The organism is Rhizobium ruizarguesonis (assembly GCF_012349115.1).
Taxonomy (GTDB): Bacteria; Pseudomonadota; Alphaproteobacteria; order Rhizobiales; family Rhizobiaceae; genus Rhizobium; species Rhizobium ruizarguesonis.
Genome location: NZ_PQIG01000069.1, coordinates 41,219 through 54,014, shown reverse-complemented (window position 1 = coordinate 54,014; position 12,796 = coordinate 41,219). Strand labels below are relative to the sequence as shown.

13 protein-coding genes are annotated in these 12,796 nt (G+C 60.9%); 7 read left to right on the top strand and 6 right to left on the bottom strand.

Translation table 11 applies throughout. The features are described from left to right. Positions 1-71 precede the first annotated feature (71 nt). From C3Y91_RS11565 to C3Y91_RS11550, 4 genes are read left to right on the top strand one after another with little or no spacing between them, the layout of a single operon-like run. On the top strand, positions 72-989 hold the full coding sequence (locus tag C3Y91_RS11565) for a carbohydrate ABC transporter permease (RefSeq protein ID WP_020572040.1): 918 nt from the start codon (positions 72-74) through the stop codon (positions 987-989). After that, the gene (locus C3Y91_RS11560; RefSeq protein WP_168575320.1) at positions 986-1,849 is read left to right on the top strand and encodes a carbohydrate ABC transporter permease; all 864 of its coding nucleotides are present in this window, start codon (positions 986-988) and stop codon (positions 1,847-1,849) included. The genes C3Y91_RS11565 and C3Y91_RS11560 overlap by 4 nt, the downstream gene beginning before the upstream one ends. Positions 1,850-1,869: 20 nt before the next feature. After that, positions 1,870-3,792 (top strand): glycoside hydrolase family 127 protein, encoded by a 1,923-nt coding sequence (locus C3Y91_RS11555; RefSeq protein ID WP_024323317.1) that lies wholly within the window; start codon positions 1,870-1,872, stop codon positions 3,790-3,792. 22 nt (positions 3,793-3,814) lie between these two features. Then, the gene (locus tag C3Y91_RS11550; RefSeq protein WP_024323318.1) at positions 3,815-4,888 is read left to right on the top strand and encodes an ABC transporter ATP-binding protein; all 1,074 of its coding nucleotides are present in this window, start codon (positions 3,815-3,817) and stop codon (positions 4,886-4,888) included. Positions 4,889-4,944: 56 nt separating this feature from the next. Here C3Y91_RS11550 and dxr read toward each other — a convergent pair whose 3' ends face one another. After that, complete coding sequence (dxr, locus tag C3Y91_RS11545) at positions 4,945-6,135, bottom strand: 1-deoxy-D-xylulose-5-phosphate reductoisomerase (protein WP_024323319.1); 1,191 nt, start codon at positions 6,133-6,135, stop codon at positions 4,945-4,947. Between the two features lie 382 nt (positions 6,136-6,517). Between dxr and C3Y91_RS11540 the strand changes: the two genes are divergently transcribed. Continuing rightward, positions 6,518-7,168: a hypothetical protein gene (locus C3Y91_RS11540; protein WP_024323320.1), complete on the top strand. Its 651-nt coding sequence runs from the start codon at positions 6,518-6,520 to the stop codon at positions 7,166-7,168. A gap of 63 nt (positions 7,169-7,231) precedes the next feature. Then, entirely contained in the window at positions 7,232-7,522 is a 291-nt protein-coding gene (locus tag C3Y91_RS11535) for a BON domain-containing protein (RefSeq protein WP_024323321.1), read from the top strand. 83 nt (positions 7,523-7,605) lie between these two features. Here the strand turns inward: C3Y91_RS11535 and C3Y91_RS11530 are convergent, their stop codons facing one another. After that, positions 7,606-7,758, bottom strand: coding sequence for a hypothetical protein (locus tag C3Y91_RS11530; protein WP_165419162.1), 153 nt, complete (start codon positions 7,756-7,758; stop codon positions 7,606-7,608). Between the two features lie 116 nt (positions 7,759-7,874). Next, positions 7,875-8,117, bottom strand: coding sequence for a hypothetical protein (locus tag C3Y91_RS11525; RefSeq protein WP_018482748.1), 243 nt, complete (start codon positions 8,115-8,117; stop codon positions 7,875-7,877). A 147-nt stretch (positions 8,118-8,264) separates the two neighbouring features. Between C3Y91_RS11525 and C3Y91_RS11520 the strand changes: the two genes are divergently transcribed. Next, positions 8,265-8,783 (top strand): DUF2937 family protein, encoded by a 519-nt coding sequence (locus C3Y91_RS11520; RefSeq protein WP_024323322.1) that lies wholly within the window; start codon positions 8,265-8,267, stop codon positions 8,781-8,783. Between the two features lie 230 nt (positions 8,784-9,013). On the opposite strand, the gene eat is transcribed toward C3Y91_RS11520, so the two are convergent. Genes eat through C3Y91_RS11505 form a run of 3 tightly spaced genes read right to left on the bottom strand, consistent with a single transcriptional unit; the run spans position 9,014 to position 12,599 of the window. Continuing rightward, on the bottom strand, positions 9,014-10,378 hold the full coding sequence (gene eat, locus C3Y91_RS11515) for an ethanolamine permease (RefSeq protein ID WP_018069276.1): 1,365 nt from the start codon (positions 10,376-10,378) through the stop codon (positions 9,014-9,016). 29 nt (positions 10,379-10,407) lie between these two features. Continuing rightward, on the bottom strand, positions 10,408-11,154 hold the full coding sequence (gene eutC / locus C3Y91_RS11510; protein ID WP_168575319.1) for an ethanolamine ammonia-lyase subunit EutC: 747 nt from the start codon (positions 11,152-11,154) through the stop codon (positions 10,408-10,410). Next, the gene (locus tag C3Y91_RS11505; protein WP_168575318.1) at positions 11,151-12,599 is read right to left on the bottom strand and encodes an ethanolamine ammonia-lyase subunit EutB; all 1,449 of its coding nucleotides are present in this window, start codon (positions 12,597-12,599) and stop codon (positions 11,151-11,153) included. The genes eutC and C3Y91_RS11505 overlap by 4 nt, the downstream gene beginning before the upstream one ends. Between the last annotated feature and the right edge of the window lie 197 nt (positions 12,600-12,796).

The following is a 12,796-nucleotide window of genomic DNA, read 5'->3' as shown; positions in this document are numbered from 1 at the left end:
TCCCCCGGCCGCGGCCGGGGAGCGGTGGCAGCTTCCCGGCCAATCCCACTCGACAGATGCGGAGCGTTTTGATGACCGGTTCCGGTTCAGAGATTCTATTGCCTCGGCGCAGGCGACGGCGCCGATCGAACTGGCGCGGCCTCGTCTACATCGCGCCGGCCATGGCGCTGGTCATCGTCTTCTTCATCATGCCGGTTCTCTTCACCGGATGGATGAGCCTGCATAACTGGCCGCTGATGGGGGCGTCCCGCTGGATCGGCTTCAACAATTATGTCCGCATGGCCAACGACACCCGCTTTATGACGGCGCTGAATTTCACGGCCTATTACACCGTGATCGTCACCATCGCGATCTTCGCGATCGCCTTTCCGCTGGCAATCTTCGTCGAGAAGGAACGGCAGTTCGTCGGCGCCTACCGGACGATCATCTTCCTGCCTGTCGTGGTCGGTCTTGCGACAGCCTCCCTGCTCTGGGTCTGGCTCGCCAATGTCGATAGCGGCTTCATCGGCCCGGCCTTGAGAGGGCTCGGCCTCGTCGAAAAGAGCCCCAATCTTCTTGCGACTTTCGACACCGCCTTTTTGACGATCGTGGTGATGGTCGTCTGGAAGATCGCCGGCTTCACGATGATCATTCTTTTGACCGGGCTTCAGGCCATTCCGTCCGAGCTGACGGAGGCGGCCCGCATCGACGGCGCCGGCCGCTGGCAGCGTTTCCGGCATCTGACGCTGCCGCTGATGCGCAAGACGATCGCGCTGGCGCTGATCGTCTCCGTCACCGGTTCGATCCTCGCCTTCGACCAGTTCTACATCATGACGTCAGGCGGACCGCAGAACAAGATGATCTCGGTGGTCTACTACATCTTCAATCAGTCCTTCGTGTCGTTCAATCTCGGTTATGGCGCAGCACTGTCGATCGTGCTTCTCGCCATTCTGGTGGCGATCAGCATCGTGCAGCTCTGGCTGCTTCGCGTCGGGGAGGAGCGTCCATGACCACGTCAAGGGAACGCCGCGCGCGCAAGGCCATCCGGACGAAGTCGGCCTATCATCTGACCGGCATCGCCATATCGCTCTTCTTTCTCGCCCCCTTCGTGATCACGCTGTTGTCCTCCTTCCGGCATGGCACGGAGGCCAGCCTGCCGCCCTTGCCGCCCTGGCCGACATCCGGCGTCAGCATCGATTCCTACGCGCTGCTCGATACGTTCGGCGCCGGCATCTGGCAGCACATGATCAATTCGCTATTCGTTTCGGTCGCCACCGTGGTGCTCACCGTCGCCGTCAGCCTGCTCGCCGGTTACGGCTTCTCGCGCTACCGGTTCCCGCTGAAGAATGCGCTCTTCGTGCTGATCATCGCGACGCTGATGATCCCGTTCCAGTCGATCCTGACGCCGCTCTTCATCATCCTGGCAAAGCTCGGCCTCAACAATTCGCTGCTTGGGCTGACGCTCGTCTATGTGACGCTGCAACTGCCCTTCTCGGTCTTCATGATGCGCAACGCCTTCGACGCCGTGCCGAAAGAGATTGAAGAGGCCGCACGCATCGATGGGGCGCGGGACCTCAGGCTTCTGGTGCGGGTTCTTCTGCCGCTGGTGCTTCCGGGTGTCGCGACGGTCGCGATCTTTGCCTTCCTCAATGCCTGGAACGAGTTTCTCGCCGCGCTGGTGCTGCTCTCCAGCAATGAGAAATACACCCTGCCGGTGCTGATGACGGCGGTTCGCGCCGGACGGCTCGGCGCCATCAACTGGGGAGCGGTCCAGGCCGGTGTCGTCGTCATGACGATCCCCTGCCTGATCGTCTTCCTGCTCCTGCAACGCTACTACATGCGCGGGCTGATGGCCGGCGCGGTGAAATGATCTTAGAGAAAGTGGAGCCCATGACCAAACCAAGCAACGACCGCCAGTTTCGCCCCGTCGCCGTTCCCGATGTGGAGCTCGGCGGGTTCTGGGGCAAATGGCAGGACGCCGTCTGCAATTCCACTGCCGAGACCCTGCTCGACCGCTGCGTCGAGGCCGGCATGCTCAAGGCGATCGACGTCGATCAGCCGAGCCCCGGCGTCGTCATTCCCATTCAGCCATGGGGCGGCACGACGCAGATGTTCTGGGATTCCGACCTTGGCAAGTCGATCGAAACGATCGCCTATTCTCTCTATCGCCGGCCGAACCCGAAGCTGGAAGCCCGCGCCGATGAGATCATCGACATGTATGAGAAGCTGCAGGACGAGGACGGCTATCTGAACGCCTGGTTCCAGCGCGTGGAGCCGAACCGCCGGTGGACCAATCTGCGTGACCATCATGAGCTCTATTGCGCTGGCCACCTGATGGAAGCCGCAGTTGCCTATTATCAGGCGACCGGCAAACGCAAACTGCTCGACATCATGTGCCGCTATGCCGATTACATGATCAAGATTTTCGGCCACGGCGAAGGCCAGATATCAGGCTATTGCGGCCACGAGGAAGTCGAGCTGGCGCTGGTCAAGCTCGCTCGCGTGACCGGCGAGAAGAAATATCTCGAATTGTCGAAATACTTCATCGACGAACGCGGCACCGAACCGCATTTCTTCACCGCCGAGGCAAGCCGCGACGGGCGCGATGTCTCCGAGTACCACCAGAAGACCTATGAATATGCGCAGGCGCACCAGCCGGTGCGCGCGCAGACAAAGGTCGTCGGCCACGCGGTGCGCGCCATGTATCTCTATTCCGGCATGGCCGACATCGCCACCGAATACAAGGACGACAGCCTGACGGCAGCGCTGGAAACGCTCTGGGACGATCTGACGACCAAGCAGATGTACATCACTGGCGGTATCGGGCCGGCTGCCTCCAACGAGGGCTTTACCGATTACTTCGACCTGCCGAACGATACCGCCTATGCGGAGACCTGCGCCTCGGTCGGCCTGGTGTTCTGGGCGAGCCGCATGCTCGGCCGCGGTCCGGATCGGCGCTATGCCGATATCATGGAACAGGCGCTTTATAACGGCGCGCTGCCTGGCCTTTCCACAGACGGCAAGACATTCTTTTATGACAACCCGCTCGAAAGTGCCGGCAAGCACCACCGGTGGAAGTGGCACCATTGCCCCTGCTGCCCGCCCAACATCGCCCGGCTGGTGACCTCCATCGGCTCTTACATGTATGCCGTCGCGGACAACGAAATCGCCGTTCATCTCTATGGCGAGAGCACCGCGCGGCTGAAGCTTGCCAACGGCGCCGAGGTGGAGCTCGGGCAGACCACCAACTATCCGTGGGACGGTGCGGTCGCCTTCACCACCAGGCTGGAGAAGCCGGCGAAGTTTGCACTGTCGCTGCGCATTCCCGACTGGGCCGAAGGCGCAACCCTCAGCGTCAATGGAGAGATGCTCGATCTCAACGCCAATATGCGCGACGGATATATCAGGATCGATCGTGAGTGGGCCGCGGGCGATCGTGTCGCCCTCTACCTGCCGCTGGCGCTTCGGCCGCAATATGCCAACCCGAAGGTGCGCCAGGACGCCGGCCGCGTCGCGTTGATGCGTGGCCCGCTGGTCTATTGCGTCGAAACCACCGACAATGGCGAAGACCTCAATGCCATCGTCCTGCCCCGTGAGCTCTCCACAGCCGAAACCGTCATGCTGAAGGATCTCAATGATGCCGTCGCCCTCGATCTCAAGGTCGAGCGCGAGGAAACATCGAACTGGGGAACGCCGCTCTACCGCAAAGCGCCGGCCGAAAGGCAGGTCGCCACCGCGCGTTTCGTGCCCTATCATCTCTGGGACAACCGAGCGCCCGGAGAGATGCTCGTCTGGGTCCAGTCGGACAAATAGGTCTTTGGGGATGACGAACGGTATGGGTAACAAGAGCGTCGTGCTCCAGGACGTGCGAAAAAGCTATGGCAATCTGCAGGTGGTCCATGGGATCGACCTGACGATCGCGGAGGGCGAATTCGTCGTCTTCGTCGGCCCTTCCGGCTGCGGAAAATCGACGCTTCTTCGCATGATCGCCGGCCTGGAAGACGTGACCGACGGGGAGGTCGAGATCAAGGGACGCATCGTCACCGATCTCGATCCATCCGAGCGCGGCATCGCCATGGTCTTCCAATCCTACGCGCTCTATCCGCATATGAGCGTGCGCGACAACCTGGCCTTCGGCTTGAAGATGGCGCGCACGAATGCCGCGGAGATAGAGACACGCGTCAAGGCCGCTTCCGCAATCCTGAAGATCGACCATCTTCTCGACCGGCGGCCGGGACAGCTTTCCGGCGGCCAGCGGCAGCGTGTGGCGATCGGCCGGGCGATCGTGCGCAAGCCGGATGTCTTCCTGTTCGACGAACCGCTGTCCAATCTCGATGCGGAACTGCGCGTTTCGATGCGCATCGAGATCGCCCGCCTCCACCGCGAACTCGGCAACACGATGATCTATGTCACGCACGACCAGACGGAGGCGATGACGCTCGCCGACAAGATCGTCGTCCTGCGCGACGGCCGCGTCGAACAGGCGGGAACGCCACGGGAAATCTACGAAAATCCCTCGAATACCTTCGTGGCGGGCTTCATCGGCTCGCCGAGGATGAACCTGCTCAATGCCCGTTGGGGTGAGGGGGGCCTGGTCGAAGTCGCCGGTCGGCAGATCGAAAGCGGCCTGCCGCCGGCGGACAGGCCGTTTGGTGGCGCGGTGACGCTCGGTCTGCGGCCGGAGCATCTGAAGGTGGCATCCGACCTTTCGGGCAGCCTGACGGCCAGGGTGGATTTTTCGGAGTATCTCGGCGGAACGCAATATCTCTATTGCCAGCTTGCCGATGGCCAGTCGCTGACCGTCGAGCATCGGTCACCGATCAGTATCGCGGCGGGCGAGCAGGTGAGCCTGCTGTTTGAACCGTCTGATTGCCGGTTGTTCGACGAGGGCGGGAACCGGTTGAGCTAATCGCGGCCGTCAGGATCACAGGCGGGCGAGCACTCGGCGATCGGCCCGTCTGAACTTCACTCGGCGATCGCCAGGGTCATGAGCTCTGCCGCTCTTTGCCGGGCTTCCCTGTCGGCGGCGAAGACATCGTCCATGCCGGAAGCCGCCGGCAGGCGGGCCAGATCGTCCATCACCCTCTCGGTGACCTCGGCCATTGCGAGGAAGGACAGTCGCCCTTCGATGAAGGCTTCGAGCGCCACTTCCTTGGCGCCGTTCAGCACCGCGCCCTGAACGCCGCCGCGCGTCATCGCCAGGCGCGCGAGCCGCAGCGCCGGAAACCGCACTTCATCCGGCGCCTCGAAATCCAGCCTGGCGAGCTTGGCGAAATCCAGCCGCTCGACCGGCAGGTTCGGCCGGCGCGGAAAGGACAGGGCATAACCGATGGCGGTGCGCATATCGGGCGCGCCAAGCTGCGCCAGCACAGACCCATCCGTATAGCCGACCATGGAATGGATGATCGATTGCGGGTGGAAGATGACCTCGATTTGTTCGGGGCTGAGGCCGAAAAGGTGCCGGGCTTCGATCATCTCCAGCGCCTTGTTGAACATCGAGGCGCTGTCGATCGAGATCTTCAAGCCCATCGACCAGTTCGGGTGGGCGCGCGCGGTTTCCACCGTCACATCAGCCATGTCACGCAGCGAGGCGGTGCGGAAGGGGCCGCCCGACGCCGTCAGGATGACCCGCTCGACGGCGTGGCGCTGGTTCTCTTCCAGCACCTGGAAAATCGCGTTGTGCTCGCTGTCGACCGGAAGCAGCCTGCCGCCGCCTTCGCGGATCGCTGCGATAAAGAGATCACCGGCCGATACCAGGCATTCCTTGTTGGCAAGAGCGATATCGGCGCCGCGGCGCGCAGCGGCAAGCGTCGGCGCCAGGCCCGCAGTGCCGACGATTGCTGCCATCACCCAGTCGACTTCGCGGTCGGCGGCTTCCATCAGGCCGGATTTTCCCGAGGCGACCGCGATGCCGGTGCCGGAAAGTTCGCTCTTCAGTGATTCGTAATGGCGGTCGTTTGCCGTCACCGCCAGCCGCGCGCCGGATGATTTCGCCTGCCGGGCCAGCAATTCGACATTGCCGCTGCCGGTCAGCGCGGCGATTTCGAAGTTCTCCCGTCCGCCCAGGTGATCGACGACATTGAGTGTATTCTGGCCGATCGAACCCGTCGAACCGAAGATGCTGAGGCGCCGCGGCGCGCTTTTGCCGGTCATCATGTAGAATTTCGCGAAAATTTCTCTCGTAGGCTCAGGCTCTACTAGGCTTTGGAGGGGGCGGCAAGTGTGCGGTGCAGCAGATTTCAACCCTTGAGGGGTTTACAGCACGGCGGTTGGATGTGATCCTTCTAACATTGCTTGAGGAATCGCGGTTCCGTTGCGGCTGGTTTCGGTCGCATGGGCAATTTGAGGCGCTAAGGCGTCTATTGAAGAACAGGCACTCGGTGCCGCCGGCTTTCCGAGCCAACCATTAAATCGAGGATGAAACCGGGATGAGCGGCTTGGCCGAGATCCCTCATCGCGTTCGCTGCGAGCGCTTCTGTGTGCTGCTGCTTCGGTTTCGGAGCCGCAGCCCTGTGTCAGGCAAAACGTTCTTACCTTCATGACGACAATCAAAATAGCATGCATTCTTTTCGCCATCCTGCCCTCGCTCACCGCCGCAGCGCGGGCGGACGACCTGCTGATCTGGTCGCCGGCCAAGCTTTCGGACCGGTCCTACAAGGCGACGATGGGGTTTCGTTTGCCGGCGGAATGGGAAACGAGCGCCGGCGCCGATATTGCGCTGGCCTCGACCAAAGGCGGGGCGCTGCTGCCCGATTCCGAACAGGCAATGCTTTGGGGCCGGATCATCAGGACGAGCGTCACCCCGGCAAGCCGGTCACAGCAGGGCGCGAGCGTCAGCGTCGATACGCTGCGCGGCAGCGGCGCGCTGACCCTCAGCCGCTCGCGAAGCTGGATCCTATCCGATTCGCTCGACATGCAATCGAGCCGGTCCATCAGCGTGCAATATGACGCGGTCGAAGCCCGGCAGGCTTCGGTGACGGCATCGCAGGCGCTGAAGCTCATCCATCCCTGGACGGGAACCTCGCTTTCGGCAGGGACAGGCGTCAGCAATGCCAGCGGCGACTTCTCAAGCACGGTGGGGGTCAGCCAGACCATCCTGCCGAACCTCAATCTCGATGCCTCGGTGAGCAATCCATTTTCGGGGGGTGAGGCAGGCAGCGTCAATCTCCGCTACCGCGTCAACTGGTAGCGGCGCTGAAACCAAACTCTGTCGAAGGGCGTTTCCTCTGCAGGTTTCACGGAGGAATGGATCATGGTTTTCAAGGAGCAGACATTTCACGGGCTCGAACCCGAGATGGAAGCGGAAATCGCCAATCGTGCATCGGTCGAGGCAGCCGTCGCCAATGCGCTGGCGATCGCCGGCGGTATCGATGCGTCTGATGTCGAAGTGACGATGGAGAACGACCAGATAGTGCTGAGCGGCACCGTCGGCACGGTCGGCGAGATCGACCGGGCAACCGCGGTTGCCAAAGCCGTCGAGGGCGTGCATGCGGTGCTAAACCGGATCCTGCTTGGCGGATCCTCGCTCGACGGCACGCATTAATCATATGGCGGGCCGCTCCAGGGCCAGACCCTGCCGGACGAGGACTATTCCCACGTCGCCGCTATAAGTTGGCACTCAGCTGATCAACCGGCGAAGCGTTCGACGAGGAAGGACGAGCCGGCCAGACGATCCGTTTTATGTGCGGCGCCCGATCCCTGCGGCTGGTAGGCGATGGCGAGCAGCAGGACACTGACGGCGACATAAGCGATGGCCAAAAGAATCATCTTGATACGCATGATGAATACTCCTGTTTCACAATAAACGCGGCTGATATTGCGAAGTTCCTCATCGGCGAGATCAAATGGAAAGCCCGGCTGGGAAGATCAGCCGGGCTTTTCCTGCAGGGATTGCCTTATCGGCAGATTCGGGTTTCCTTGACGACCGTATGGCCGTGACGGCGGATTTTCTCCGTCTTGGTGAAGCAGTCCTGCGAGACGTGGCGTGGCCTCATGTGATGGCGGTAATAGGGCCGTTCCGCATGACGGTAAGTGGGGCGCGCATCATCCGTGGTGATGGTCACACTTGCCGCCTGGGACGGCATTGCGGAAAAGATGGACGCAGCAGTGAGCGTGCAGGCAAGGATAATCTGTTTCATGACAAGCCTTTCTTTCTAAGTTGGTCACGGCATCAACTCGCTGGAAGTACAGTCGGTTCAATCACATAGAGTTACCGATTGTGTCGAAGGCAGAAACCTTTGACGCGCCGGATCGTTAGCGCAGCGGGATAGCCGGAGGCATAGATCATGGGACCGATTGCAAGGATCATCACTGTCGTCGCCGGGCTTGCCGGCGGCACGGTCTTTTCGCAGGCGCCGGAATTTGCGCAGCAATACCGCCAGCGGATTGGTGGGGCGATCGACGAATTGCGGGTCATCGTCGAGGATTTCAATGCCCAGGCGGCCGAGCATCACCTCGATCGCCAGCAGGCGCTGAACGCCTATGCGCAATCATCCGACGATTTTCTGCGCGACCGCGGCGTCTCGATGCGCAGCACGATCACGCGTTACGAAACGCTGTTGTCGCAACAACTCCACCTCGGCACCGCCGCACCCGTCGCCAAGCCTTTCATCCTGCTGCGGGAGGCGGATGAGGGCGTTCTCGCCAATACCTGGCGCGACTTCGTACCCGGCGTGCCCGTCAGTTTTGCCGGTCTAGTCTGGGGCGCGATTGGATTTATCGGCGGCTGGGTCGTGGCTGCGCTGCTGGGATTGGGTGCGCGGCGGGTCACGAGGACACGGCGCGTCCATCGTCAGGTGCGGTGAACCAATCGGTGGCGAACGCGGCTTGGCGCACTGAAGATCGAACGGTCTTCGAGCTCATTTTCGAGAATGGTTTAAGAACTTTGCCCGCGGGTTGGCCCACCTGAACGGCGAGGCGAAACGACTGGCCCCGGAACGGGATGATATCAGTCAAGCTTTGCGCTGAAATGACCCCCGCCAAACTTCGGCGGGGGCGTCGATATTGATCGGAACCGGTTCGTTCAGTCGCCTTGTTACGTGGACGCTGCCGCTTCCTTGGTGATGCCACCTGAAAGCAAACGCCAAATGCCGAATGCCACTACGCCCATCGCGAGGAAGATCACAAAGATCAGGAAGTTGTAGTAGATCATCGCCGCCAGCGCGACGAGGGCGAGCCCGAGGGCAATGGCTGGCACCACGGGATAACCCCAGGCCCTGAAGGGTCGGGCGAGTTCAGGTTCGGCCTGACGCAGCTTGAACAGCGACGCCATCGAGACGATGTACATGATGATCGCGCCAAACACCGACATGGTGACAATATTGGCGGTCAGCGGCAAACCGCCGATCTGGATCAGGCTGTCGGAAAAGATGGCTGCGATGCCGACGGCTCCACCTGCAAGGACTGCGAGATAAGGCGTGCGGAATTTCGGATGGATTTTTGCAAGGACTTCCGGGAGGTAGCCGGCGCGGCCCAGCGCAAAAATCTGCCTGGAATAGCCCATGATGATGCCGTGAAAGGAAGCAATCAGGCCGAACAGACCGATCCAGACCAGCATATGCAGCCAACCGGAGGATTCGCCCACGACCGCCTTCATCGCCTGCGGTAGCGGATCGTTGATGTTGGACAGCGTGCGCCAGTCGCCGACGCCACCGGCGAAGATCATGGTGCCGAAGGCGAGGAAGACGAGTGTCAGAATACCCGCAATATAGGCAATGGGAACGGTGCGGGTGGGGTTCTTGGTCTCCTCAGCCGCCATCGCCGCACCTTCGATCGCCAGGAAAAACCAGATGGCAAATGGAATGGCGGCAAAGATGCCTCCAATGGCACCGACCGAGAATTCAGGGGCGCCAGCCCAGCCATTGGCCGCGAAATTGGCAAAAGAGAAGCCCGGCGCAACGACACCCATAAAGATCAGCAGTTCGGCAATCGCCAGAATGGTGATGAAGAGTTCGAAGGTTGCCGCGATGGTAACTCCGACGATATTGAGCGCCATGAAAATGATATAGGCGCCGACAGCCGCCACTTTCGGATCGAGGCCCGGGAACTGCACATTGAGATAGGCGCCGATGGCCAGCGCGATGGCCGGAGGGGCGAAGACGAATTCAACCAATGTCGCAAAGCCCGCAACGAAGCCGCCGAGCGGGCCGAAAGCCCTGAGCGCATATGCAAAAGGGCCGCCGGCATGGGGAATAGCCGTCGTCAGCTCCGTGAAGGAGAAAATGAAGGTGGTGTACATCACGGCGATCAGGATTGTGGTGATCAAGAACCCGAGTGTGCCGGCAGCCGCCCAGCCATAGCTCCAGCCGAAATATTCGCCGGAGATGACGAGGCCGACGGCAAGTCCCCATAAATGCAGCCCGGTCAGGCTTTTGGCGAGCGTCGGTTGAGAATTTGACATGATTGTTCCCCTTTTTTGTAGATTGAATTTTATGCTTCTTGATGTGGCAGCGCTTCTATGGCGCCTTCGGCATTTTCCTTGAGATCGACACCAGTCAGCTGCAAGCGAAGCGCCTCCCGGACGATCCAAACGATCTTGTCCGCTGCGACCTCGTAGCTGAGCCCATCGGCATGAATATTCGAAATACAGTTGCGCTCGCTGTCACGCCGTCCCGATTGCGGTCGGAACGTGATGTAGGCGCCGAGACTGTCAGGTACGCTTAGTCCCGGCCTCTCGCCGATCAGCACGATCGCAACTTCCGCACCAAACGCTGCGGCTGCCTCATCACCAAATGCCACCCGCGCCTGCTCGCCCAATATCACCGGGGCGACGCTGAAGTCGCCGAGACGCTTCATGCATGCCTTAAACAGCGGCACCGCATGGTGCTCGACCGCCGAGGCCGAAAGTCCGTCTGCGATGATGAAGGCGATATCATAGCGATCGCCTGAGCTCGGGAGATCGGCTGCGTTGGTCTGACGGCCGAGATCCGGGCGCGCCAGATAGATCGTACGGTCTTTGGCGCGAGACCGAATCCGGACCGTCGGCACGGGAGCAAGCTGCTTGGCAAGGGCGATAAAATCCACTTGCCCGTGCACCGCATCCCGCGCCCGGGCATGGGCAAGCTGGAAGTCGAGAATTGCCGATGTCGGTAAAGCGTCGCCTGCCCTTCCAAGCCCAATCCGGGCGCGTGTGGCGTTGCGGAACCGCGCAAACGGATCTCGTTCGAAGGGAGTCATGCCGATGCCCTGTAGCTCAAGAGGTTACGAGAAAAGGCGCCCGAGGCGCTGGCAGGCGCAAGACGACCCGCGTGATCAAGCATGCCCATGCGATGGAGCCAGGCTTCGAACTCCGGAGCGGGCGGACGATTGAACTGGTGCCTGAGGCCGACAATATCGTGGTAGGAAAGGCTCTGATAATTGAGCATGACGTCGTCGGCGCCGGGCACTGCGATCAGAAAGCTGACGCCCGCAACAGTCAGCAATACCATCAGATTATCCATATCGTCCTGGTCGGCTTCAGCATGGTTCGTGTAGCAAACGTCGACCCCCATCGGCACACCAAGCAGTTTGCCGCAGAAATGGTCTTCGAGCCCGGCGCGGATAATTTGCTTGGCGTCGAAAAGATATTCGGGGCCAATGAAGCCGACGACTGTATTGACGAGCAACGGATTGAGTTCACGTGCAACGGCATAGGCCCGCGCCTCCACCGTCTGTTCGTCGACACCATGATGGGCGTCGGCCGAGAGAGCGCTGCCCTGGCCGGTCTCCAGATACATGACATTGTTTCCGACCGTGCCGCGCTTCATGGAAAGTGCTGCCTGCTGGCCTTCCCTGAGGACGGCGAGATCGACGCCGAAACCCTTGTTGGCGGCCTCAGAGCCGGCGATTGACTGGAACACCAGGTCGAGCGGCGCTCCAGCCTCGATCGCCTTGATTGACGTGGTGACATGGGTCAATACGCAGGATTGGGTCGGGATATCGAACCGTTCGCGCAGCCGGTCGAAAAGAACCATCAATCTTATGCAGGCCTCGAGATTGTCGGTCGCCGGGTTGATGCCGATCACCGCATCGCCGATCCCATAGAGAAGTCCATCGAGCGTCGAGCCGGCGACGCCTTCAGGATCATCAGTGGGATGATTGGGCTGAAGGCGGCTCGATAGTCGGCCGGGCAGACCGATCGTGGAACGAAAGGCAGTGACCACCCTGCATTTGCCGGCGACGGTGATCAGATCATGGTTGCGCATGATCTTGGAGACCGCCGCGACCATTTCGGGGGTGAGGCCCGGTGCAATGGCAAGCAGTTTTTCGGCGGTCGCGTCATAAGAGAGAAGCCAATCGCGAAACTCACCGACCGTCATATGAGATACCGACGCGAATGCCATCCAATCATGGCGGTCGACGATCAACCGACTGACCTCGTCGGTCTCGTATGGGATGACGAGGTCTTCCAGGAAAGTCTTGAGAGGCATATCCGCGAGCAGGTAGCGGGCGGCCACCCGCCGCTCGTTGCTTGACGCTCCGATCCCGGCCAGCACGTCACCTGATTTCAGCGGCGAAGCGCAAGCCAATACCGATTTCAGATCCTGAAAGACATGGCGTTCGCGTCCTAGAACGATCGAATATGTTGTCATCTGCTCCTGGCCGTCGACCGGCCTATTCCAAATGTCCGAGAACTCATCCACCTTCCGGTTGTGAGCATTCGCTGGCTTCCGCCGAGTATGCTCGGCTCTACGCCAAGCAACGCAAGAAGCGTGCCATTCTTTATGGGCTGGGAGGCCGGGGCAGCCGTGCCAAGGACCTCGCATGGCTGGACCATGACGGCCTACGCTGCGCGCCCATCGCAGAGATCATTTTCAACTAGGGATAGATAATCAGTCGG

Bases quoted from the DNA above. Each gene is read 5' to 3' on its own strand.
- C3Y91_RS11565 (WP_020572040.1), top strand. From the start codon at position 72: ATGACCGGTTCCGGTTCAGAGATTCTATTGCCTCGGCGCAGGCGACGG.
- C3Y91_RS11560 (WP_168575320.1), top strand. From the start codon at position 986: ATGACCACGTCAAGGGAACGCCGCGCGCGCAAGGCCATCCGGACGAAG.
- C3Y91_RS11555 (WP_024323317.1), top strand. From the start codon at position 1,870: ATGACCAAACCAAGCAACGACCGCCAGTTTCGCCCCGTCGCCGTTCCC.
- C3Y91_RS11550 (WP_024323318.1), top strand. From the start codon at position 3,815: ATGGGTAACAAGAGCGTCGTGCTCCAGGACGTGCGAAAAAGCTATGGC.
- dxr (WP_024323319.1), bottom strand. From the start codon at position 6,135: ATGATGACCGGCAAAAGCGCGCCGCGGCGCCTCAGCATCTTCGGTTCG.
- C3Y91_RS11540 (WP_024323320.1), top strand. From the start codon at position 6,518: ATGACGACAATCAAAATAGCATGCATTCTTTTCGCCATCCTGCCCTCG.
- C3Y91_RS11535 (WP_024323321.1), top strand. From the start codon at position 7,232: ATGGTTTTCAAGGAGCAGACATTTCACGGGCTCGAACCCGAGATGGAA.
- C3Y91_RS11530 (WP_165419162.1), bottom strand. From the start codon at position 7,758: ATGCGTATCAAGATGATTCTTTTGGCCATCGCTTATGTCGCCGTCAGT.
- C3Y91_RS11525 (WP_018482748.1), bottom strand. From the start codon at position 8,117: ATGAAACAGATTATCCTTGCCTGCACGCTCACTGCTGCGTCCATCTTT.
- C3Y91_RS11520 (WP_024323322.1), top strand. From the start codon at position 8,265: ATGGGACCGATTGCAAGGATCATCACTGTCGTCGCCGGGCTTGCCGGC.
- eat (WP_018069276.1), bottom strand. From the start codon at position 10,378: ATGTCAAATTCTCAACCGACGCTCGCCAAAAGCCTGACCGGGCTGCAT.
- eutC (WP_168575319.1), bottom strand. From the start codon at position 11,154: ATGACTCCCTTCGAACGAGATCCGTTTGCGCGGTTCCGCAACGCCACA.